The sequence below is a fragment of the Dyadobacter sp. CY347 genome (genome assembly GCF_021502655.1).
In the GTDB taxonomy this organism is placed as follows: Bacteria; Bacteroidota; Bacteroidia; order Cytophagales; family Spirosomataceae; genus Dyadobacter.
The window spans coordinates 451,911-475,309 of record NZ_JAKFFT010000008.1 but is presented as its reverse complement, the minus strand read 5'-3'; the positions used below and the strand labels follow the sequence as shown (position 1 = coordinate 475,309).

Sequence of the window (23,399 nt, the reverse complement as noted above, 5' to 3'; positions counted from 1 at the left end):
TTGTCATGCTGAGCGAAGCCGAAGCACTACTTCCCATACAACTTCTTCCCAGCCGCTTCATACTTATCCCCCACGCTCCACTGCGGCGCCACTTTCCGGTCTGCGATCAAGCGGGTTGCGTATGTGTATGCCTGGCTGAATTTTAGCAGATAATTAAAGTCAATCGTCTCGGGATTATCAGAAACCTGGTGATAGTTTTTCATGATATCACCATTGAATTCTTTGAAACCAGGCGTGAATGTCGGGGCAGGGATTCCTTCTTTGGCGAAATTCACATTGTCCGAACGGTCAAATAAGCCTTGCTCTGGCGAAGGATCCGCGAAAACGCCGAAGCCGAATGCCTTACAGGCTATTTCAATTTCCGCTCTCGCACCCGTTCTTTCCAATCCCATTACGGAAACAATGGTCGTATCATTATAGCCGGCGCCATCGGAGTTCATGTTGAAAATGCATTTGTTCAAAGGCAATAGCGGATGGGCTGCGTAATATTTACTTCCTAGCAGGCCAACTTCCTCACCTGTCAAAGCAACAATCAGCACAGAACGTTTGGGAGGATTTTTGGACAAAGCCTCAGCGGCAGTCAGTAGCGCAACTGTTCCAAATGCATTGTCACGCGCACCATTAAAAATGCTGTCTTCGGCTGTGAAAGGCTGCCCGCCTTGCTTACCTACGCCAACATGGTCATAATGAGCGCTTAATAGTACATATTCTTCTTTTAATTTCGGATCTGAACCGGGAATGTAGCCCACTACATTATAGCTGCCAACGATCTGGGACTTTCTTCCGGCTGTTTTAAATTCAACTTCTTTAACAGCTCGCAATGCACGGGCATATTTGGCTTCCTTACCGTTCACCCACGCGTGAGGAATGGATTTGACTACCGCGCCATCGCCCTCCGCCAGTCCTAGTTTCTCTCCACCAAAAGATTTGGTCACAATGTTCCAGGGAATAGGCGCATTGAAGAGCTCAATAATCGCAACAGCACCTTTGTCCATCGCGATTTTCCGCTTTTCATTTGATGTGTTGATGATTTCGCGCGGAGTTTGTGTCTCAGCCGTGCCGCTTTCAACCAGCACGATCTTGCCTTTTACATCCAAACCTTTGTAATCATCCTGATTTTTGGCAGCATTTTCCAAACCAAAACTCGCATAAACAATCGGGGCTTTAATGCTCATTGCCTCACCATTCATGAGGATCCAATCTTCACCGCTTTTCATAATTTCCGCATCAGCAATGATCTCCCCGCTGCCGTTAGAGCCCATTTTCTCAAAAGGAACACTTTGAAAATAAGTCGAATTATTAGCACCATTTCCCGGAACCGGCACGACGCCCAGCTTACGAAACTGTTCCGCAATGTACCGTGCGGCAACCAAATTCCCCTGCTCCCCGGTCCGCCTGCCCAGCAACTCATCCGCCGCCAAAAACCGCATATGCGCTTCCGTATCGGATTTTTTGATTTGAAACTCGGGTAGGGAGTTGGTTTTCTTTTGGGAGAAGGCTGTTTGGGGCAAAAATGGCAAACAGCAGAAAAGGAGGATAAGGTTTTTGTTAAATCTCATGGCGGAACGAAGCGCTATAACTTTGAAAAAATTTGACTTATAATATGATAATGTCTAATGGACTCAATTTTTTAATGCGGCTAAAATCAGACTTGTTATATGTATAAAACAAATCACAATTAAGACTTTCCGCGACAGCCGCATGAAGGCAATCATTGATGTGTTTAAAACCAATTGCCTCAGACAATTGCAAGGCTCTGGAAAGATGCTGCTTCTGAATGCTGGTTATGTTTAGAGAAAGCAAATAATCAAGTTCGTACTTAATCGCATCGCTTTTGAGCTCAAACCTCGCGAGCCCATAACCAACTTCCTGAATGACTAGTGTGGAAATAACAAACTGATCTTGTGCAATGGCTTCAAGTATCAGGTGATTTGCCTGGTCGTGTTTGACAGCATCTTGAATTACAACATAATTAAAGATCACATCGGAGTCAAAGTAATGCATTGACTATAAGTTGATATCATTGACCACATCATTAAAATCCGTTTGATCCGAAACCACTTCAGAAGGACGGTTTTTCCTATGATCGAGAAATCTTTTTACCTCTGTAGTCTTTAATTCAGGGTTACTTGTCTCAACATCTTCAACAATTATTTTAATGTCCCTTTTACCAAAAAGAGACTTTATAGATGTCAAAAACTTTGCATCAAGCTGCGTTGTGTTGATTTGAATGGTGTGTTGCATAGCTATTTTCTTGTTCTAACAAATATAGCTTTTTCCATAACAAATAGAAATCAACCTCTTACCGGGCACCATTCAAAATCACCGCGGCTTCCTTTGCAAAATATGTCAATATGCATTTGGCTCCGGCCCGGCGGATGCTCATGAGGACTTCCATCATGGCGCGGTCGCCGTCGAGCCAGCCGTTTTGAGCGGCGGCTTTGATCATGGCGTATTCGCCGGAGACGTTGTATGCTGCGATGGGAATGTCGAAGTTTTCGTCCAGTAAGCGGATAATGTCGAGATAGGATAAAGCGGGTTTAACCATCAGCATATCAGCGCCTTCTTCGAAATCCAGCTGTGCTTCAAGCAATGCTTCGCGCTTGTTTGCAGGATTCATCTGATAAGTTTTTTTGTCCCCAAATTTCGGAGCAGATTCCAATGCATCGCGGAAAGGTCCGTAAAATGCACTGGCATATTTGGCCGAGTAAGACATGATGCTGACATCCGTAAAGCCATGATCGTCAAGGTGTTTGCGAATGTAGCCCACACGCCCGTCCATCATATCGCTTGGTCCCAGAATGTCGGCACCTGCTTTTGCTTGTGCGAGCGACATTTTTGCAAGTATTTCTAATGTGGCATCATTCAGGATCTTACCGTCTTCCACAAGCCCGTCGTGGCCGTCTGAACTGTAGGGGTCCATGGCAACATCGGTCATAATCACCAATTCAGGGAATTTTTCCTTGATGGCCGTGATGGCTTTTAGATAAAATGTGTCTGCATTATAGCTTTCTGAGGCAGTGCGATCCTTTTTGCTTTCCGGATAATTGGGAAAAAGATCGATAGCGCGAATGCCCAGATCTGTAACTTCTTTCAGTTCTTCCAGCAGGTTATCCAGCGAAAAACGATGGATTCCAGGCATGGATTTGACCTCAATTTTAAGGTTAGTCCCTTCCTGAAGGAACATTGGATAAATGAAATCGGAAACCTGAAGCGTCGTTTCCTGAACCAAATCCCTGATGGCAGAAGATTTTCTATTGCGTCGCGGACGACGGGATACATTGATCATGATGGGCTGGCGGCGATCAGCGGTGGCTGTCGGCTTTTTTACTGTTTTACTAAGTAAAGAACCAACCGGAAAATTTTAGAGTTTCCCGGCGAAAATGTTTTTTGCAATTTCTTTACCCAAATCCCACGCCGGGATCACCCAACCATGAGTTTAAAACCCTCGCCGTGCAAATTCATGATCTGAATTGAAGTGTCTTCACGCAGATATTTCCGAAGCTTTGTAATGTAAACATCCATACTTCGCGCATTAAAATAAGAATCATCGCCCCAAATGGTTTTCAATGCAAAACTGCGGCTGATCGGCTGGTTGAGATTTTGGCAAAACAACTTAAGCAATTCAGATTCCTTGCTCGTTAGTCTCACCGATTTATCATTCGCGGTTAGCTGCTGGTGGCTGTAATCAAATGAAAACTGGCCGACCTGATATATTTTCGCTTCTTCCTGATTGTCAGGCTGTTTTTTGTAACGACGGAGAATGGCTTCAATGCGCAATAACAATTCTTCCCGGTCAAACGGCTTGGTAACATAATCATCCGCTCCGACCCGAAACCCTTGCATAGTGTCCTCTTTCATGGATTTGGCTGTCAGAAAAATGATCGGCACATCTCGCCCGCTCATCCGGACTTCCTTAGCGAGCGAAAATCCGTCTTTTTTCGGCATCATGACATCGAAAATGCAGAGGTCGTATGTTTTGTCAACAAATGATTGCCAGCCCTTTTGCCCGTCAGTAGCTAAATCGGTAGGAAAGCCTTTATCTATCAAATATTCCTGAAGCAAAGATCCCAGGTTGGCATCGTCCTCGACGAGTAAAAGATTCGGCATGGGGAAGGATAATTAAATTATGTTTGCAAGATAATTATGATAAACCTTCTTAACTCATAAAAAATGTTAAAATTCCTACTTTGGATCATTGGAATCATCGCGGTTCTGGGCATCGTTTACATGGTGGGCCCGACAGTTCCGGAGGCTAAGCTCACACCGGTTTTGCCTACGGTCACCTCTGATCTTACAGCATTGGAAAAGGAAGTGATCAGCACCGAGAAGTCGATTCCAGATTTGAAACCCGACAACGAAGCCCGCATTATCTGGGCTGATTCGTCGAAAAAGCAGAAAACTACATACAGTATCGTCTACATTCACGGCTTTGGCGCCAGCTGGGCGGAAGGCGATCCGATTCACAAAGATCTTGCAAAAAAATATGGGGCTAACCTTTACCTGGCGCGTATGCATGATGCCGGTATCAGTGATACCAATGCTTTGGAGGACCTTACCCCTGTCAACTTCATGGCAGGTGCAAAGCGTGCGCTTGCGATAGGTAAAGTGCTGGGCGACAGTGTGATCGTGATAGGAACTTCTGCAGGAGGATTACTGACGACCTATCTGGCCGCAACGCATCCTGAAATCAAAGGTGTCGTGCTTTATTCGCCATGTATGGAAGTGGCGAATTCGACATTGAAACTGATAACGCGTCCATGGGGCAAGCAGATTTTGCACACGGCCATTGGCGAACACAATGGATCGAGAGACACAATTCCTGAGCGCGCGCAATTCTGGCTGCAGGGTTACCATACCAATGGCCTCATCACCTTGCAGCAAATGATGGATGCTATCTCGAAGCCGGAAGTTTTTGCACAGGTTAAAATGCCGATTTTTGTTGGTTATTATTACAAAAATGAAGAGGAGCAGGATAAGGTTGTTTCTGTAAAAGCGATAGAAAAAATGTTTCCTGAACTGGGCACGCCTAACGATCAGAAAGTTTTGAAAGCGTTTCCTGAAAGCGGGGACCATGTGATCGCGTCGCATTTGCGCTCGAAAGACGTGAATGGTGTGTTTGCAGCCACAGACTCGTTTTTTCAGCAAAAGCTGCATCTTAAACCAGTAGAAAATAAGGTTTTACAGCCTTGAATTCATGGCTTTGAAAAAGCAGATCAGGCAGAGGATCTGGTTTAACAAGCCAAAAATGCTTTACTTTGCCGCCTTAAACGGACATCCTAATTAATCAATTATAAAAGGAAAACATGGCTTACGGTTTATTAAAAGGAAAAAGGGGGATTATCTCAGGCGCATTGGACGAAAATTCGATTGCCTGGAAAGTAGCACTGAAAGCAAAAGAAGAAGGAGCCACATTTACATTAACAAACGCGCCGATTGCCATGCGTATGGGCGCTATTAATGATCTGGCCAAACAATGCGACGCACAGATTATTCCCGCCGATGCCACTTCTGTTGAGGATATCGAAAATCTTTATACACAATCGATGGAGATCCTCGGCGGAAAAATTGATTTCGTTCTGCATTCCATTGGTATGTCTGTTAATGTTCGTAAGGGGAAATCTTATGGTGACCTGAATTACGAATGGATGCAAAAAGGCATTGATATCTCAGCCATTTCTCTTCATAAATTCTTGCAGGTTGGCGAAAAGTTGGACGCGATCAATGATTGGGGATCAGTTGTAGCACTTTCCTACATTGCGGCACAGCGCACGTATTCTTTTTACAGCGATATGGCGGAGGCGAAAGCGATGTTGGAAAGCATTGCGCGCAGCTATGGTTACCGTTACGGAAAGGCTAAAAACGTCCGTGTCAACACCATTTCACAGTCTCCTACCAAGACAAAAGCAGGTTCAGGCATTGAAGGATTCGATGCATTTTATGATTTTGCAGAGAAAATGAGCCCATTAGGAAACGCAACAGCCGACGATTGCGCCAACTACGCTATTACATTGTTCTCAGATCTTACCCGCTTTGTTACCATGCAAAACCTGTATCACGACGGCGGCTATTCTTCAACCGGGATTTCAGAAGAACTGGTTACCATGATCCAGAATCAGCACAAATAGCATTTTCGAAAATACATTTTGGAACCCTTCAAGGCATACGTTTTGAAGGGTTTCTTTTTTTGTATAAAATAATGCAGCCGATCATCCGTTTGGCGTTGTGTAATATTTGTGAACCAGTTAGTTTCGCTAAATAAATTGACCCTATGGATTTAAAAATAAAAAAGTCTTTAATGCTTCACTGGAAGCTCGTTATGCTTTCCCTAACAATGCTTTCGCTTGCATCTTGCGGAGGTGATAAGGAAGAAGAAAAACCCGCAGTGGCCGATGCACCGGTTTATACATTGGTTTTTTTGGATAAAACACAAAGCGTGCATGTGGATAAGGCTTACGTCAATGATAAATATCGCCAGGCTTTAACGGACATTATCGAAACCAACATGAAGAACAAAGGCGATAAGCTGGAAGTCTATTTTATACACGAAAACACCTCCAAAGCACGCGCATTATCGCTTACTGTTAGAAGTGAGAAAGACAATACAGAAGGTTCCAGCGCCACGGACCGCGAAGGGATTGAGACGGCATTTCAGCTTTCGTTGCAAAAGGAAAAGAGCATTTATTTAAGACAACTCCTGGCAAAGCTAAACCAGCAGAATACAGGCGCATCGAATCAATCAACAGACATTTGGGCAAGTTTGCCTGTGATTGCGAAAGCTGGGGAAAGTGGTTCTGAGGTAAAAGTTTATTATTTCAGCGATATGGTGGAGAGTGTAAAAGGCCCGGATCGCAGGGATTTCCATATCAAGCCGCCCAAGTCGGATTCAGAAGCTGAAACAGATGCGAAAGAAGACGTCAAACAATTAGAAAAATACGCCATCGGCTCCCCGCAAGTCACCATCGTCTCCCCATTCGAACCAACCGCATCAAGCAAAGAAAACAACCCGCATGTTACGCATTACTGGTCAACGTTGTTTCAGGAATTAGGCGGGGTAAGTGTAGAGGAACTTTGAGTAGAATTAAATGTTGCGCATTGCTTTTGCATTTTCTCTCTTATCAAAAATAGCCGCAATAGGGATTTTAAAGCCTTTAACGGCAAAGCTCTCAATAACACTTTTGGAAGAATGAAGAATGAGTGAGTATTCCGTCTCAACCAAATGATATTGCTCAACAACTTGATTATCAGCATCAATAATCCAATACTCCTCAACACCGTGGGATTCGTAATCTTTAAATTTAACGCCTCTATCCCGTGATTCAGTTGATGGAGAAAGTATTTCAACAATGAGATCCGGTATAGGAAAAAACATTTGATGTTCCTTAAAGTGATCTGCCTTATCTGATTTGAAAAAGCAAATATCCGGCTCATAATCATTTCTGGTTAACTTGATCATGATTTTCTCGGCTCCTACAAATCCTAAATCGTGTTCATTAGAATACAGGTTAAGAAGTTGAGCAAGTAGCAGCATTGCGCGGTTGTGCTGCATTTTGGCAGGAGAGTGCACGATAATTTCTCCATTAATGAACTCGACTTTTTCTTGTTCACTAATGTCATTGTAGAAATTAATTCTTCGTTCCTGCTCTTCGTTTAGCATAGCAGTAATTGCATTAATGATAGAATGCGTTGTGTTTTCAAACGATCACCCAGCCCAGTTCTCCCTATCCAGACTCCTGTATTGAATAGCCTCAGCCAAATGCTGCACTTGAATGTCAGCACTGCCGGCGAGGTCGGCGATGGTTCGGGAGACTTTTAGGATGCGGTCGTAGGCGCGGGCGGAGAGGCCGAGGCGTTCCATGGCGGTGCGTAGGAGGGCTTTGCCGGGATCGGAGATAATGCAGATTTCCTTCACCATTTCGGGAGACATCATGGCATTGGAATAAATCTCTTTGTTGTTTTTGAACCGTTCTGTTTGCATTTCACGCGCTTTGATTACCCTTGCGCGGATTTGTTCGCTGCTTTCTGATTTACGAGTGGAGGCAATTTGGTCGAAGGAGACGGGCGTAACTTCAACATGCAGGTCAATGCGGTCCAGAAGCGGGCCGCTGATTTTATTGAGATACTTTTGAACAACACCCGTTCCGCAAACACATTGTTTCTCAGGATGGTTGTAATAGCCGCACGGGCACGGGTTCATGCTGGCAATGAGCATAAAATTGGCTGGAAACTCAACCGTCATTTTTGCCCTGGAAATGGTCACCTTACGCTCTTCCAATGGCTGCCGCATGACTTCGAGCACCGACCGCTTGAACTCAGGCAACTCATCCAGAAACAACACGCCATTATGCGAAAGCGATATTTCTCCGGGTTGAGGAAAACTCCCGCCGCCAACCAGCGCGACGTCGCTGATCGAATGGTGCGGCGCACGGAAAGGGCGTCTTGAAACCAGCGTAGCGCTCTTTCCAAGCTTACCAGCAACCGAATGGATTTTCGTAGTTTCCAATGCTTCGGGCAGACTTAATGGCGGCAGAATACTCGGAATTCGCTTCGCCAACATTGTTTTTCCGGCTCCTGGCGGGCCGATCATAATTGCGTTGTGGCCGCCCGCAGCAGTAATTTCCAGCGCACGCTTAATGTTCTCCTGTCCCTGAACGTGCTCGAAATCAGCATCATACTCATTCTGTGAAGTAAAAAACAGATCTCGCGTATCCACAACAATGGGTTTAACATCGGATTTGCCTTCAAAAAAGGCAATGGCATCGGCAAGCGTTTCCGCAGGAATGACATCAATGTTGTTCACAATCGCAGCCTCGTGTGCATTTTCAGCTGGCAGGACAAAACCTTTGAATCCTTGCTTGCGCGCTTCAATGGCAATGGGCAAAACGCCTTTGATAGGCCTCAGAATTCCATCCAGGGAAAGCTCTCCCAGGATAATGTAGTCTTCGAGGTTGTGCTGGCAGTTGAGTTGTTCCGAGGATTGTAGCACGCAAAGAGCAATGGGCAGGTCGTAAGCAGAGCCTTCTTTGCGAATGTCGGCAGGGGCGAGGTTCACCACCAATTTTTGGCGGGGCATTTTGTAGCCATAATATTTAAGCGAGGCCTCAACGCGCTGCTGGCTTTCTTTTACAGAACTATCGGCCAGCCCGACCATATAAAAGCCCATTCCCTGGGCCACATTCACTTCGATCGTCGTGATCGTAGCATCAACGCCGTAAACGGCACTTCCGTAAGTTTTGGCAAGCATGTGTGTGTGATTTAGTTTTTGGCAAAAATAGCAGGAAATCGGAAAAAGAAATCATTAATCCAATAATGCTTGCCAAAAACTGCTAACCGCTTGTTACTCAACTACCGCAGAAACACAAATGTAAGTCGGGATAATTCCGGTGGCACGAATGCGCACTTCCGCGTCCTCGGCTTGCGTATTTCCAGTGAGAACCAGCGCTGTGTCCAGTCCGAATTTATTTCCGCCCAGAATGTCCGTATGCAATGTATCACCAACCATCAGAATGTTCTGTTTGCTGACGTCGGGATAGTTCTTAATGTGCTGATAGGCAAATATAAACATCTGTGGATCAGGCTTTCCGAAACGAATGAATTGTCTTCCGATCGTATCTTCAATCATTTTTGCCAATGCGCCCACTGCAATTGACAGACGGCTTTTTGAAGCAGGATAAGTTTTGTCCGTATTAGCCACGATCACGGGAATGTTCCGTTTCCGAAGCAGATTTAATGTTTTTGTCAAATCCGTGTTCCAGTCAAAACCTTCGTCATCGAGAAAAACCAATGCATTAACATCATGAACTGCGTTAAGATCCAGTTCCCTGATTGACAGCGTTTTTAGGTCGGTGGAGCCAATGTAGTGCGCAGAGTTGTCTGTCCCCAGGTAGGCAACCACGCCTTTTCTCACCTTTAATTCAAGATATTCTCTCGCCAGCATACCCGAAGAAATGATTCGGTCGGGCGTGACGTCGTCGATGCCTAATTTCACGTAGGATTCTGCCAGTTGCTCGGGGCTGCGCGATGCGTCATTTGTCACCACATAAAAATCCTTACCCGTCTCGCGCAAGTAAGCAAAAGTGTTCTCAATGCCTGGAATAAGGCCATTATAAGTTTTAAGAACGCCAAAAGCATCAAAGAAAATTACTTCATATTTTGAGATTACAGACTTAAAATTGTCAAGGATCATTATGGGTGGTGTCTTAGGAGTGAATAAAAATGAGCGCTAAAACTAGGTTATAAATTAAGCGCTTTCAGGATCTTGTCTTCGTCAAAACCATCGATCGAAGGGAAATAAAGTTCGTATGCTTCCTTTTGTAATTTGGTGCAATAGGACCTGTGAAAGAAGTATTTACCATATTTGATCACATAATTGAGAATAAAAAACCTGTAAGCTTCCTTCATAAATCGCACTTCATTGACTGTCAGTGGGTACACTTGGTGGTATTCTTTCAAAAAAATCATAAAACGGTCCTCCATCAAAGGCCCCAGCAGATAACTGAAAACCGTCCTGTCGCCCACATTGGAACAAACCCGGGCAAAAAAGTAAAAGTCCATGATCCTGGAAGAAACGCGAAACCAGTCATAATCCCATCTCGAATATAGCTTCAGATCATCCGTTACGGAGAAATTTCCAATGTTCCAGTCCACGAAGACAGGCATTTTATCGAAAGAACTCACATTCAGACGCTGGATATTCTTCATGAAAATATCGCATTGCTTTCGTAGCAGCTGGATATAGCCGCGATGTTCATACTGCCCGGTGTCTGTATCCAGGATTTCCAGCAAATGCTGAATGTCCGTCCGCAGGTTTTTTGAAGATTTCGGAATGGATTTCCCTGCCCGCAGGCAAGCAAGATGAAACTTTGCAGTTTCGCTCCCTAACTTCTTGATTTGTTCATCATTAAGTCGTTTAGGCAGCCGGTTCATTGCCCTGATCGGGTTATAAAAAACGACCCATGTATCTACAAAATCTTCCTGATAGCGATAGGTATAAACCTGGTTGTTTTTTACAAGCGACCTGGCGAGCACATTCTCAAAAGGGTAGAGCAAATTATTGGCAAGCGCCTGAATGATCCGGTGATCCTCTTTGAAATGTTCATATTTGCCAAAATAGGACAGTTTGGCAACAACAATATCATCGTTATCAAGCGTCACCCGAAAGACGTGATTGGTTGACACTTTGGCACTTATATCTTCAACAAACTTAACTCCAATCGAATTATCAAACCCTGCCCAGGCCTTCCGGATAATTTCGGGATAATCTTTTAAACGCATTGATTATATTATTTGGGCATTGCAAAATGTTGATGCTATGCTCTTTAAGAGCTCAATTCAGTGTCAAAGTTAGCAACTTCGGGGGAGCGGACACGAGCATATATCGAAACTTTGAATAATTTTGCGGGTCATTTTTACCGTATACATTTTGTTCTTCTACTTCTCCCGTTTCCTGGTCCGCCTGGCGCTGCCGATCTATCTTAAAAAGCTTTGTGTAACAGGCTTCGAAAAGCTGCATAAGGGACCATTGCTCATCGCTTCCAATCATTCAGGCTCATTTTTTGACGCTGTTGTGATCGGTGCAATCCTGCGTCATCCCATACATACGCTTACTCGCGGAGATGTGTTCAAGAAAAAGGCGGCAGCATTCTGGCTCCGGCAGATCAAACTTATTCCGGTGTTCAGAGGTTCTGAGGGGCGACAATACGTTAAGAATCATGATGTTACCGTTCAGGAAGGTTATGATGCTATGAAAGGCGGCGGCGCCGTGATCATATTTTCGGAAGGCGTTTGCGTTAATGAATGGCGGTTGCGTCCGCTGGGAAAAGGAACCGCAAGAATGGCATACCACATCTGGTATGGCGATAACGCGATGAAAAACATGGGTGTCGTACCGACGGGAGTTAACTACGAACACTTTCGTGGGCCGGGAAAAAGAGTTTCTCTGCGCTTTGGAGACGCTATTTTAATTAATGATATAAAAACAGATCCCCTCGAATACGAGAGATGGCTGCGTGAATTCAACGAAATTTTGGAGCGGAAAATGAGTGCAGAGGTTTGGTCTATTCCGGCTGAAATTTCAAAAGACGAAAAAACGCAAAAGCTGAATACATTATTTGCAGACTGTACAATTCCAGCAAAAGGGAATGCGTTTCAAAATGCAATAGGCTGGGTAGGGCGGACCATTCACCGTCCATTTTATAATTTTTTGGAAAGGAAAACAGCCAAACTTACCGCGAGATCTGTGTTTTACGATTCGGTTTTGTTTGGATTGCTCATGTATCTCTATCCTACAGTGGTCGTTTTGCTGTCGTTGATTTTGGGATTAGTTGCCGGCTGGCCAGCAGGATTAGCGCTATTCTTTGCATTGCCCATTCTGGCCTGGTTCGGAGCCCGTTATTAATCCTTCACCCGGCTCAAACCCATCAATTTCAGCATCCAGTCGGGTAGCGGCTTTTGATGTTTTCTTTTCTGAATGTCCAGGAACCAGCCGATTTTCTTCAAAATAGGCAGCTTATGTGTTTCCACGAGCTCGATCAATGTGCCGTCGGGATCTTCCAGATAGGCAAAACGCCCTGCTGCTGATTCCATGCCGAAAGATCTTTCGCTGTCGATCGTGAAAGGATATCCCTGTGATTGCAATTTGGATTTCAATGTATCCATATCAATGGTATCGAAACACAAATGGATAAAGCCGCAATCACCCCAGAAACGGTTTTCGAATATTTTCTTAGGCGTTCGGTCGAGCGCCTGCACAAGCTCGATTTGTATGTTACCCAGCAAACGGCTGAATGCACCATGTGGGGTAAATTTTTTCCTTAACAAAACCCTCCTGAAACGCTGACCTTTAATCGACGCGGGAATGTCTTCAAAAACGCCAGATTGGTCGTAAACAACTTCCAGCGGTTGAAGCAGATTTTCGTAGAAAACCAGCGATTCGTCTATATTGGAAACGCCCACAACAACACCAGAAACTCCGCCAACCGGTTTCCCTGTATTTTGGAACCATGTTTCGTCGCTTGTGATTTGGAATGTATTCCCATAAGGATCATTTGCCCAAAATCCTTCTCCTTCCGGCAACGCGGCCAATGGTCCGACAGCTTCTTTTGACTGACTTTTAAGCCATTCATGTGCCTTTTTCACATCAGGCGCTTTGAAACGGATTGCATTAATGCCTAAATCTCCGATCTCAACCTTAAAATTCGCAGGCTGCGACTTCCTGCTCGTAAATGACCAGATCTCCAATCCACCTCCACCAGCCAGGTTAATAGCCAAAACCGCGTGTCTCTGATGCACTTCCCCGCCCGTATATGGCGTCATAAGCGGCGCTTCGGCCTTTTCATCAAACACCGGCACATCGAAACCGAGCATCCTGCGATACCATTTCCATGCGTCGGGCACGTTTTGAACACCAATTCCTACCTGTTGAATTCCTGAAATCAGCGGAGCACTCATTCGTTAAAATTATGATTGGTTAAAGGCTTAATATTTCAATTCCGGGTTAAGCGGACGGCAATTTTACAAAATAAAACGCAAACGGGACACCTGTAAACGCAATTGAGATGAAAATGGGACATGTCGAAAAATATTCTTGGGATACAAAACCCAATTGCATTTTTGGTAAACATAATAATTCATATCTTTAAATGAGATTTCCAGAATATTATTTCTAAAATCCTGGATATCAACGCATCCATTATGGTGCATTCATCGTATGTGTTACGAGCGCTGTCTCACAAAATAGTAGAATGAACGAGTCCGTAGTCATTGCCCCAATTAGTGAAAGTTTAAGTGAATTTTTGAGTTCGTCTGAGTATTCCAAAGTTTTTGTCATTGCGGATAACAATACAAAAAAGCATTGTTACCCGTCTTTTAAGGCGATTTTGCCGCCGCATAGCATTGTAAGTGTGCCCAGCGGAGAATCGAATAAATTGTTGTCGACCTGTGAAAAAATATGGGATGCGATGACGAAAGAAGCTTTGGACAGGCATGCTTTGGTGATCAATGTGGGTGGCGGGGTGATTGGCGATATGGGTGGTTTTTGTGCGGCAGTTTATAAGCGTGGAATAGATTTTATACAGGTGCCGACCACGTTGCTTTCGCAGGTCGATGCAAGCGTAGGAGGAAAATTAGGAATTGATTTTCAGGGTTTTAAAAACCATTTAGGTGTTTTCACATTGCCTAAAAAAGTGCTGATAGATCCGGTCTTTTTGCAAACATTGCCGGAAAGGGAAATCAGGTCAGGGTTTGCGGAAATCATTAAACATTGCCTGATCGCTGATGCGGCGAAGTGGGAAGTGATCAGACAAAAAGATTTTGAAGAGCAAAACTGGAAAGATCTGATAGCGCATTCAGTAAAAATCAAACAATCGGTTGTAGATCAGGATCCTACGGAGAAAGGTTTGCGCAAAATATTGAATTTTGGACATACACTTGGACATGCAGTAGAGACTTGTTTTCTCAACAAACCTGCAAACCAAAGATTGTTTCACGGAGAAGCGATTGCAGTAGGGATGATCATGGAAAGTCATCTTTCCTTTTCGCGAAAAATGATTGACCAGCAGACGCTTACAAGCATTGAGGAATTTCTTTTCGCCACGTATGGTAAAGTGAACATTAAGGCAGAAGACATTGAAACAATCATTAACCTGACGCGCCAGGATAAGAAAAACAAAGGAAAAGAGGTGCGGTTTTCATTGCTGAAAGGAGCAGGGCAATGTGCGTTTGATATAGTGGTTTCTGCTTCTGAAATGCGTAAATCCATAGCTTATTATTTGGGATAATTTTTAAAAATATCTGGCATAAGCTATTGCTTTCGAAGGATTTGTATAAATACATTCTTGATATATTTTCATAAACCTGACAAATTAAATGCTTATGCTAAGGTCAATTTTTACTTATGCCGCTTTACTCCTAGTCATTATCATAGCGGGCTGTTCCAGTGGTCGGAAAGTGTTTGTGGAGCATGATTACAGCTACGAGACCAACTTCAAGGATTATTCTTCCTATACTTTTCTGGAATGCGAACGTGACACCAATAATCTCTGCACCGAGATCTACGAAGCCATCCGCCGTCAAATGCAAGTGAGAGGCTACAAGCTCACGGCTGAAAAACCAACATTACTGGTCAATTACGGTATCTTTTACGATAACCTGCGTTATCAGGGCTACATGCAGCCGGTCATTAAAAACTGGGTAGATACTGAAAACGACGGCTTCCGCTACGAACCAATCAAATACGCCCTTGACAAAGGAACGCTCATCGTTTCCCTAATCGATGCCGAAAGCGACCAGGTTGTATGGAGAGGCTACGCGTCAGGTATTTTCAAAGGCGTAGAAAACTCCAATAACCATTACAGGAGCGTAGTAAGAAGGATTTTTGACCAATATCCGCTGTTTGCGAAGGGTTATGATCCGAGACGTTATAGCGAGGCGGTAGGGCGTTAACCTACATTGTCACACTGAGCGTCACTTACCTGTCACACTGAGCGGAGTCGAAGTGAGGTACATCGTGCTAGCACTTCGACTACGCTCAGTGTGACAGGCGTTTACCGCAACTTCAAAGTCGCCAATGTCAAAATCGCCAGAATAATCCCTACAATCCAGAACCTGGTTACGATCTTCGATTCGTGGATGCCTTTTTTCTGATAATGATGGTGAAGTGGTGACATTAGGAGCACCCTTCGGCCTTCGCCGTATTTTCTTTTAGTCCATTTGAAATAGCTGACTTGGACGATTACGGAGAGGTTTTCGGCGATGAAAATACCGCACATGAAGGGGATAAGCCATTCTTTGCGGATGGCCAGTGCGATAACGGCGATAACACCTCCCAGCATTAAACTTCCGGTGTCGCCCATGAAAACCTGGGCGGGATACGCGTTATACCAGAGGAACCCGACGCAGGCGCCTATAAATGCCGCGCAGAAAATCACCAGCTCACCCGAGTTCGGAATGTACATGATGTTCAGATACTGCGAGAACTTCGTATTCCCTGATAAATAAGCCAAAACGCCCAGCGTAAGCGCAATGATCCCCGAAACGCCTGCCGCTAAGCCGTCAATGCCATCGGTAATATTGGCTCCGTTGGAAACAGCGGTAATGATGAAAATGGCGATGATTGTGTAAATGACCCAAGTGTATTCTTCTGGTAACCAGCCAAATAGCAACGCTTTGTAATCAAATTCGTTGTTTTTAATGAAAGGGATCGTTGTTACTGTCGGGTGGATAATGTCGCGGTAACGCTGGATTTCGCCCAAGTTGGAGCTCAATAAAGGCTGCTCGTAAATCCGGATCCTGACATTATCATTAAAAGACAGCGTAAGGCCTACAATGACGCCCAATCCCACTTGCCCTACAATCTTGAACCGCCCGTGAAGGCCGTCTTTGTTGTTCTTGAATTTTTTCAAATAATCATCCACAAACCCAATCATCCCTGTCCAAAGCGCTGTAATGATGAGGAGGACAATGTATACATTACTCAGTTTCGCGAAAAGCAGCACGGGAATAAGCAGTGAAGCCAGAATAATAAAACCACCCATGGTTGGTGTTCCGGCTTTTTCCATCTGACCGGCCAATCCCAAATCCCGGATTGTCTCGCCCATTTGTTTCTTTCTCAGGAAGTTAATGATGGTTTTTCCATAAGTCGCGGCGATGAAAAGGGATAAAACCGTGGCTCCCAGCGCCCTGAATGAAATATATTGGAAAACACCCGCTCCCGGGATATTGAAGTGCTGGTCGAGATAATCGAATAAGTAATAGAGCATGAATAATGTATTGGGGATGACTTTGCAAAGTTGGTTCTTTTCAAAGACTACGCAAAAAGGCAAATGTGATTTTTAGCGCCAATATCAGGAATAACGCCTTGCAAAAGCTTCAAGCAGAACTTCTTTATCGTCGAAATGATGCTTTACGCCTTTAATTTCCTGGTAATTTTCATGGCCTTTACCGGCAATTAAAATAATGTCCTCAGGATTCGCCTCTTCAAATGCCTTGTTAATGGCCTCATAGCGATCCTCAATCACCGAGGTTTTTTTGTAATCCAATGGCGGAACGCCTTTTCGCATTTGCTCCAAAATATCCATAGGATCTTCGTAACGCGGATTATCCGAGGTTAAAATGACCCGGTTACTCAATTTGCAGGCAATAGCAGCCATTTTAGGCCGCTTTTCAGCATCCCGGTTTCCCCCGCAACCCACAACCGTGATCACTTTCTCATTTCCGCTCCGCAAATGATTGATCGTTTCCAGCACATTCTCTAACGCATCCGGCGTATGCGCATAATCCACAATCCCCACAATGTTATCAGCCGAATGAAACTGCTCAAAACGTCCCGGAGGGCTTTTCAGGTTGGAAAGTTCGGTTAGGACAGATTCCGGTTTTTCGCCCATAAGAACTGCCGCGCCATAAACGGAAAGCAAATTATAAGCATTAAAACGGCCTATCACCCGGAACCAGACTTCCTGATTATTAACCTCCATATGCATGCCCGCCAGCGTGTCAGAAATGATTTTTCCTTTAAAGCTCGCAAGAGTCTGTAACGAATAGGTTTCAACTTTCGCTTTTGTATTCTGGACCATGACGGCGCCGCGCCGGTCGTCAACATTCACCAGTGCAAAGGCGGTTTTAGGAAGCTGGTCGAAAAATCCTTTCTTGGCTTTGATATAATTGTCGAATGTCTTGTGAAAGTCTAAATGATCGTGGGTAATGTTGGTAAAAATGCCTCCTGCGAAGTGCAAACCTGTAATGCGGTGTTGGGCAACAGCGTGTGAGCTTACTTCCATAAACACGTGGCTGCATTTGTTTTTCTGCATTTGGGAAAGCAAATGGTTCAGCGCAACGGCATCCGGCGTGGTGTGCGTGGAAGGGATCACCTCATCCTCGATCTGATTTTGAACCGTTGAGATCAGGCCGCAGCGATAGCCGAGTGCACGGAAAAGCTGGAAGAGAAATGTAGCAACGGATGTTTTACCATTTGTGCCGGTTACACCTACTAATGTGATCTGTTGAGAAGGATGGCCATAAAATGCAGCGGCAATAAGGCCCATTGCTTCGGCTGAATCCGCAACCTGAATGTACGTAACGTTGTCACTGAGTTTCTCAGGAAGTTCTTCACAAAGAATAGCTGCCGCGCCAAGTTCTGTTGCAATGCCAATGTATTGATGCCCATCGGTTTGAGTTCCTCTGAGCGCTACAAATAAGCTTCCTGGCAGAACCCTTCGGGAATCCAGAATAATGCTGTTGATGGTTACTATATCAGAGCCGGTGACGTTAGCGCCGGCCACGCCAATCAGGATATCGCTTAAAATTTTCTCTGGGGTGCTCTCCATGAAGGAATTACTGTAATGTTAATAGGATCGTTTTGTTGCCAGCGGCACTGGTTCCCGGCGGCAGGGATTGCTCCACCACTTTGCCCGAACCTTTAAATGTGACATTGAATCCTTTATTTTCCAAAATATACAACGCATCGCGCATGGCAAGGCCTTGCAGGTCAGGCACTTCCCTGGAATTCATATTGCGGGATTGCCAGTTGGTTTTTCCTTTTTTAAGGAGCGAAGCCGCAGCATATTCGCTGCCTTCGGGAACGGGCGTCAGTTTAAGTTCTTTGCTGATTATGTTCAGATCCGCTGATCTTCCTGCCCATTTTACATCTTTGGAAAGTTCTGATAATGAGTCTTTGATCGGTTTTTGAATGCTCACATCGTAGGCGTAGATCCGGTCGGCCACTTCCTTGAAAACCGGCGCAGCAACGCTTCCTGCGTATAATGTGTAGTTGGCACCCGCGCCCTGCGGTGTATCAATGATCACAATGGCGCTGTACTTGGGCTTATCGGCGGGGAAATAGCCGGCAAATGACGTGTAATATTTTCCAGGCGTGTAAATGCCGTTGATCAGTTTCTGCGCCGTTCCGGTTTTTCCTGCGATCTGGTAAAGCTCCGAACTGATGTTTTTGGCAGAGCCCGCTTTCACAACGCCTTCCAGCATCGTCTTCACTTTCTTAATCGTTTCAGGAGAAGCAATCGGCTTGTCTTCAACATAGGACGGGATTTTGTCTTCAACGCCTTCTGCATTCCTGATCTCGCGCACGATCATTGGCCTGACCCAGTAACCGTCATTGGCAACTGCATTATAAAGTGCCAGCGTTTGCAGCGGTGTCATGGACATTTCGTAGCCGTATGACATGAAGGTCAGCGAGTAAGCGCTCCATTGCTTGGACGTGCGGTCTTTAATATAAGGAGGCTTTTCCCCTTTCATATGGATTCCGGTGGGCGTGGTCAGGTGAAAGCGTTTTAAATAGGATAGGTAAGTGTCCGGTTTTGAGAAAAAGTAACGCTGCATGAGCATATGAACGCCAATATTAGACGATTTTTCAAAAACCTGCGTCGCAGTCAGAACGCCATGGCCACCTCTTTTGGAATCATTAATGGATGTTCCACGGAAACGGACCGAGCCTGCGCCAGTATTGACCGTAATCTGATCAGGGTTCATTTTTGTTTCCTCCAAAAGCGCCATCATGGTCGGCAGCTTGAATGTAGAGCCAGGATCGGCGCCACCCGCAACGGCGTAATTGAAAACTTCTTCGTATTTGCCCTCGCCGCGCTTGGTCAGATTGGCCATCGCGCGGATTTCGCCCGTTGCCACTTCCATAATGATCACGCAGCCGTAGTTGGCTTTGCTTTCAATGAGTTTTCTGCGCAAAGCGATTTCCGCCCGGTCCTGAAAATTCATATCCAGCGTGGTATAAATGTCCCTTCCAGCTTCCGGCTGTACATTTAATGCATCGCCCACAGGAATCTTCATGCCGCCTTCCACCATTTCCACCCATCCTATGCCCGCTTTTCCTTCAAGGTTTTTGTCAAAACTGGCTTCCAGGCCAATGTATCCGCGTCCGCTTTTGGGGTCAATGCCGCCAATGGTCCGGTCGGCCATGGGGCTGAACGGCTTATAGCGTCTGTAAATCGTTTCGAACTTGCCTCCGCCGCCTTTTCTGTTCTTTACGAAAAACGGCCAATGTTTAATCTTTTCCCGGTCCAAATGGCTGATCTGGCGGGATTTAAGCCTCAAATAGCGTTTGCTTTTACTCACGCGATAACGCATGATCTTGTTCTTATAACCAGCCACAGTATGCTCACCAAAACTTTTGGCCAGTAAGGACGACAGCTCATCAATGTTATTCCTGAAATAAGCCGAATCAGCCACTTTTGTATCCAATCCCACATAATAATATGGCAGCGAGGTGGCCAGCAGGCGGTCGTCAACAGAATAAATGTTCCCGCGCATCGCCGGAATCGTGTCGATTTTCAGGTCGTTTTTAGCAGAATATTCTGCCCAGGTTTTGCCTTTGAATTCGTCGTAATACTGCACGCGGATCAGTTTACCGAAAACCGCAACGGCCAATAAAAACAAAAGCCAGCCCACAGTCCTGGCACGGGCAATCAGCGCTTTCTTATTGTTCTGACCGCTTTCAACGTCGTTCTTCATTACTTCTCAGAAGAAAATTAAGCTTATAAGGATTGAGTATATTTCATTTGTCAGTATCGACTAATCGTCTTCTTCCGACTTGATAATGATCTTTTTGGGAGGGGTAAGGTTTTCTTCCAAACCTTCGGACTTTACTTTTTCAATGATCACAGACTGCAACCCGCTTTTCATGTATTCCGCATGAATGGACGTGTACTCAGCCCGAAGATCGTCCACTTCTTTTTTAAGCTTAATGCTGTTCCTAACATATTGTTCCGACTGAAAACCAATGCGTTCGTAGGCCACGAGCAGGATGACGATCCAGCCAAAATAATAGAAATATTTAACCGGAAGCCGCTCTTCCTTACCCGGTGCTTTTTCACCAAAAACTTTATCCAGCGGCAAAAACTTGTTGAGCCAGTTGAACAAATGATATTCCCGCTTGCGCTTCGCAGGCTTTGGAGGCTTAGGCGGAATGGGCTTAGGTCTTCTCTTATTTTCCGACATTCTCAAGTGGGGATTTTAAACAAATTATATTTTTTCTGCGATCCTGAGCTTTGCGCTTCTGGCCCGGGGATTTCGTGCAACTTCCTCGGGAGTTGCTTCCACCGGTTTTCTGGTAACGCTGCTGAGGGGCCTAATCGCATTTCCGTAGAAGTCCTTTTCTAATTCTCCGTCAAATTTTCCTTTTAAAATGAAATTTTTGACCAAACGATCTTCCAGCGAATGATAGGACATCACCACCAATCTTCCGCCGGGATTAAGCACCTCCGGGACCTGCGTCAGAAATTCTTCCAAAACCGCCAGCTCATCATTTACTTCAATCCTTAATGCCTGGAACACCTGGGCAAAATACTTGTTTTCGCGATGCTTAGGGGCATATTTTAGGAGAATCCCTTTTAAATCCGCAATTGTGTCAATCGGCGTGCTGTGTCTTGATGTAAATATTGCTTCGGCAGCTGTGCGGGCATTGGTGACCTCGCCGTACATACCTAAAATCCGTTGCAATTCGGCGCTTGACCTTGAATTAATTACTTCACGGGCTGTTTTTTCAATGTTCGGGTTCATGCGCATATCCAGGTCGGCGTCGAACCTTGTGGAAAAACCGCGCTCCGGTGTGTTGATCTGGTGTGAGGATACGCCCAGATCGCCCAGGATACCGTCTACTTTTTCGGCCTTATGCAGTTTCAGGTAACGCTTTAAATGCCTGAAATTGGCCGCTATAAATGTAAATCGCTTGTCATCTTTAAATTCCGCAGCATTGGCCGCAGCATCCGGATCCTGATCGAAAACGAGCAGTCGGCCCGTTGTTAATTTTTCCAGAATCGCCCGGGAATGTCCGCCGCCACCAAAGGTCACATCTACGTAAACACCCTCCGGTTGAATGTTAAGCCCTTCCAGGCATTCGGACAACATGACAGGCTCGTGATATGTACTTTGTAAATCCATTTGTTAAAAGCAACGTAATAGGAACTTATTCTTGCCAGGAGGCAGTTACAAACTTAGCAATTTTCAAGCGTACGAATCGCTGTCGGCAAAGGATTTAATTTCGGCGGCTTTCTGTTAATTTAATAATAACCTACTGTATATGAGACTCATTAATCAGATTGCTGCTGTCCTGATTTTATTTGCATTCGTAAGTTGCAATTCATCGACGCAAACCGACCTGAAAACCGGCACCTGGCGTGCAACATTGAGCCGGGATGAAAACAGGATCCCGTTTATTATGGATGTAACTAAAAATCCGGATGGGAAAACTTATTCTGTTGTTGTAATCAATGATACGGAGCGGTTGCAAATGGATACAGCATTCTTCCAAAATGATTCGCTGGTGATCCCTATGGATCTTTTTGACATGAAGATCATTGCAAAAGCTGACGGAGAAAAGCTGAATGGCACTTATTACAGATATGCAAAAGGCGTTGTAGCGGGCTCAATCCCTTTCGAAGCAGAGTTTGGAAAGGATTATAAATTCTTCAAACCGGGCGAAGCAAAGAGCACCAAATCCGTTGCCGGGAAGTGGGACGCAACATTCATTACCGAGGCCACAGGGGACACTACGCAATCCGTGGGTTCATTTATTCAGGAAGGAACCAATGTAAAAGGCTCCATACTGACCACAACGGGCGATTATCGCTTTCTTACGGGTAATGTTCATGGCGATAGTTTGTTCTTATCGACATTCGACGGTTCCAATGCGAAGCTTTTCAAAGCTGCCATCCAAAGCGATGGTTCGCTGAAAGGTTCTATGTGGTCGGGTGTGAAGAGTTTAAGAAGCTTTACTGCCAAGAAAAATGATCAGGCGAAACTGCCTGATGCTGCCAGTTTAACTTATTTAAAACCTGGTTTTGAAACCGTCGACTTTACATTTCCTGACTCGGACGGCAAGCCGGTTTCTCTGAAAGATCCAAGATTTAAAGACAAAGTCGTGATCATCCAGATCATGGGATCGTGGTGCCCGAATTGTATGGACGAAACCAATTTTGTGGCGCCCTGGTATAAAAAGAACAAAGACCGGGGTGTTGAAATTGTTGGTTTGTCCTTTGAAAGATCGGATGATCCCAAAGTTTCGAATCCTAAGATCAAACGCATGATCGAACGCATGGGAATTGATTATCCGATCCTTCTGGCCGGAACCAACACCGACGAGGCAACTGCGAAAGCATTGCCTATGCTTAACAAGGTAATGTCTTATCCCACAACGATTTTTATTGACAGAAAAGGAAAAGTTCGCGAAATCCATACGGGTTTTTCAGGCCAGGGAACAGGCGCTTATTTTGATGAATTTGTGACCGATTTCAATGGCCTAATGGACAAGCTGATCGCTGAAAAATAGATTTGTAAAGCATTTTGAAGAACGCATTGTCCGGCTCCGGACGATGCGTTTTTTATTAAAACTAAAATTAGTATGCTTGCATAATAGTGGGCTGATTTCTTACATTTGTGAG

Annotated in this window: 22 protein-coding genes; 7 read left to right on the top strand and 15 right to left on the bottom strand. The window is 45.0% G+C overall.

The window, feature by feature from the left end:
• Window positions 1–26 precede the first annotated feature (26 nt).
• The 5 genes from L0659_RS20430 to L0659_RS20410 form a co-directional block, all read right to left on the bottom strand.
• Window positions 27–1,559 (bottom strand): M20/M25/M40 family metallo-hydrolase, encoded by a 1,533-nt coding sequence (locus L0659_RS20430; protein WP_235128434.1) that lies wholly within the window; start codon window positions 1,557–1,559, stop codon window positions 27–29.
• 37 nt (window positions 1,560–1,596) lie between these two features.
• Window positions 1,597–2,004, bottom strand: coding sequence for a PIN domain-containing protein (locus tag L0659_RS20425; RefSeq protein WP_235128433.1), 408 nt, complete (start codon window positions 2,002–2,004; stop codon window positions 1,597–1,599).
• A gap of 3 nt (window positions 2,005–2,007) precedes the next feature.
• On the bottom strand, window positions 2,008–2,244 hold the full coding sequence (locus L0659_RS20420) for a hypothetical protein (RefSeq protein WP_235128432.1): 237 nt from the start codon (window positions 2,242–2,244) through the stop codon (window positions 2,008–2,010).
• A 58-nt stretch (window positions 2,245–2,302) separates the two neighbouring features.
• Window positions 2,303–3,289: a porphobilinogen synthase gene (hemB, locus tag L0659_RS20415; protein ID WP_235128431.1), complete on the bottom strand. Its 987-nt coding sequence runs from the start codon at window positions 3,287–3,289 to the stop codon at window positions 2,303–2,305.
• A gap of 134 nt (window positions 3,290–3,423) precedes the next feature.
• Window positions 3,424–4,110, bottom strand: a complete 687-nt coding sequence (locus L0659_RS20410; RefSeq protein ID WP_235128430.1) for a response regulator transcription factor — start codon at window positions 4,108–4,110, stop codon at window positions 3,424–3,426.
• A 63-nt stretch (window positions 4,111–4,173) separates the two neighbouring features.
• Between L0659_RS20410 and L0659_RS20405 the strand changes: the two genes are divergently transcribed.
• The 3 genes from L0659_RS20405 (at window position 4,174) to L0659_RS20395 (ending at window position 7,075) form a co-directional block, all read left to right on the top strand.
• The gene (locus L0659_RS20405) at window positions 4,174–5,193 is read left to right on the top strand and encodes a carboxylesterase (protein WP_235128429.1); all 1,020 of its coding nucleotides are present in this window, start codon (window positions 4,174–4,176) and stop codon (window positions 5,191–5,193) included.
• Window positions 5,194–5,306: 113 nt separating this feature from the next.
• Window positions 5,307–6,128 carry an enoyl-ACP reductase gene (locus tag L0659_RS20400; RefSeq protein WP_235128428.1) on the top strand — a complete coding sequence of 274 codons (822 nt, stop codon included), beginning with the start codon at window positions 5,307–5,309 and terminating at the stop codon, window positions 6,126–6,128.
• Between the two features lie 170 nt (window positions 6,129–6,298).
• Window positions 6,299–7,075, top strand: a complete 777-nt coding sequence (locus L0659_RS20395) for a hypothetical protein (protein WP_409019298.1) — start codon at window positions 6,299–6,301, stop codon at window positions 7,073–7,075.
• Between the two features lie 6 nt (window positions 7,076–7,081).
• Here the strand turns inward: L0659_RS20395 and L0659_RS20390 are convergent, their stop codons facing one another.
• The 4 genes from L0659_RS20390 to L0659_RS20375 all read right to left on the bottom strand — a co-directional run bounded on the left by L0659_RS20390 (window position 7,082) and on the right by L0659_RS20375 (window position 11,274).
• On the bottom strand, window positions 7,082–7,657 hold the full coding sequence (locus L0659_RS20390) for a Uma2 family endonuclease (protein WP_235128427.1): 576 nt from the start codon (window positions 7,655–7,657) through the stop codon (window positions 7,082–7,084).
• Window positions 7,658–7,702: 45 nt separating this feature from the next.
• A complete protein-coding gene (locus tag L0659_RS20385) occupies window positions 7,703–9,244 on the bottom strand; it encodes a YifB family Mg chelatase-like AAA ATPase (protein ID WP_235128426.1) in 1,542 nt (513 codons plus the stop codon).
• Window positions 9,245–9,337: 93 nt separating this feature from the next.
• Window positions 9,338–10,186, bottom strand: a complete 849-nt coding sequence (locus L0659_RS20380; RefSeq protein ID WP_235128425.1) for a TIGR01459 family HAD-type hydrolase — start codon at window positions 10,184–10,186, stop codon at window positions 9,338–9,340.
• Between the two features lie 47 nt (window positions 10,187–10,233).
• Window positions 10,234–11,274 (bottom strand): hypothetical protein, encoded by a 1,041-nt coding sequence (locus tag L0659_RS20375; RefSeq protein ID WP_235128424.1) that lies wholly within the window; start codon window positions 11,272–11,274, stop codon window positions 10,234–10,236.
• Between the two features lie 148 nt (window positions 11,275–11,422).
• On the opposite strand from L0659_RS20375, the gene L0659_RS20370 reads away from it, so the two are divergent.
• Window positions 11,423–12,397, top strand: coding sequence for a 1-acyl-sn-glycerol-3-phosphate acyltransferase (locus L0659_RS20370; protein ID WP_235128423.1), 975 nt, complete (start codon window positions 11,423–11,425; stop codon window positions 12,395–12,397).
• Here the strand turns inward: L0659_RS20370 and L0659_RS20365 are convergent.
• Complete coding sequence (locus tag L0659_RS20365; protein WP_235128422.1) at window positions 12,394–13,449, bottom strand: VOC family protein; 1,056 nt, start codon at window positions 13,447–13,449, stop codon at window positions 12,394–12,396. The two genes, L0659_RS20370 and L0659_RS20365, sit on opposite strands and share 4 nt — an antisense overlap.
• A 293-nt stretch (window positions 13,450–13,742) precedes the next feature.
• Between L0659_RS20365 and aroB the strand changes: the two genes are divergently transcribed.
• Both aroB and L0659_RS20355 read left to right on the top strand, forming a co-directional pair.
• Window positions 13,743–14,777, top strand: coding sequence for a 3-dehydroquinate synthase (aroB, locus tag L0659_RS20360; protein ID WP_235128421.1), 1,035 nt, complete (start codon window positions 13,743–13,745; stop codon window positions 14,775–14,777).
• 88 nt (window positions 14,778–14,865) lie between these two features.
• Window positions 14,866–15,441, top strand: a complete 576-nt coding sequence (locus L0659_RS20355) for a DUF4136 domain-containing protein (protein ID WP_082216781.1) — start codon at window positions 14,866–14,868, stop codon at window positions 15,439–15,441.
• 101 nt (window positions 15,442–15,542) lie between these two features.
• On the opposite strand, the gene mraY is transcribed toward L0659_RS20355, so the two are convergent.
• The 5 genes from mraY to rsmH form a co-directional block, all read right to left on the bottom strand.
• A complete protein-coding gene (mraY, locus tag L0659_RS20350; RefSeq protein WP_235128420.1) occupies window positions 15,543–16,757 on the bottom strand; it encodes a phospho-N-acetylmuramoyl-pentapeptide-transferase in 1,215 nt (404 codons plus the stop codon).
• A gap of 84 nt (window positions 16,758–16,841) precedes the next feature.
• Entirely contained in the window at window positions 16,842–18,320 is a 1,479-nt protein-coding gene (locus L0659_RS20345; protein ID WP_235128419.1) for a UDP-N-acetylmuramoyl-L-alanyl-D-glutamate--2,6-diaminopimelate ligase, read from the bottom strand.
• A gap of 7 nt (window positions 18,321–18,327) precedes the next feature.
• On the bottom strand, window positions 18,328–20,472 hold the full coding sequence (locus L0659_RS20340; RefSeq protein WP_235128418.1) for a penicillin-binding protein: 2,145 nt from the start codon (window positions 20,470–20,472) through the stop codon (window positions 18,328–18,330).
• Between the two features lie 60 nt (window positions 20,473–20,532).
• Entirely contained in the window at window positions 20,533–20,958 is a 426-nt protein-coding gene (locus L0659_RS20335) for an FtsL-like putative cell division protein (RefSeq protein WP_026631980.1), read from the bottom strand.
• Window positions 20,959–20,982: 24 nt separating this feature from the next.
• The gene (rsmH, locus tag L0659_RS20330) at window positions 20,983–21,900 is read right to left on the bottom strand and encodes a 16S rRNA (cytosine(1402)-N(4))-methyltransferase RsmH (RefSeq protein WP_235128417.1); all 918 of its coding nucleotides are present in this window, start codon (window positions 21,898–21,900) and stop codon (window positions 20,983–20,985) included.
• Window positions 21,901–22,039: 139 nt separating this feature from the next.
• On the opposite strand from rsmH, the gene L0659_RS20325 reads away from it, so the two are divergent.
• Window positions 22,040–23,287, top strand: a complete 1,248-nt coding sequence (locus tag L0659_RS20325) for a peroxiredoxin (protein WP_235128416.1) — start codon at window positions 22,040–22,042, stop codon at window positions 23,285–23,287.
• Window positions 23,288–23,399: the final 112 nt, after the last annotated feature.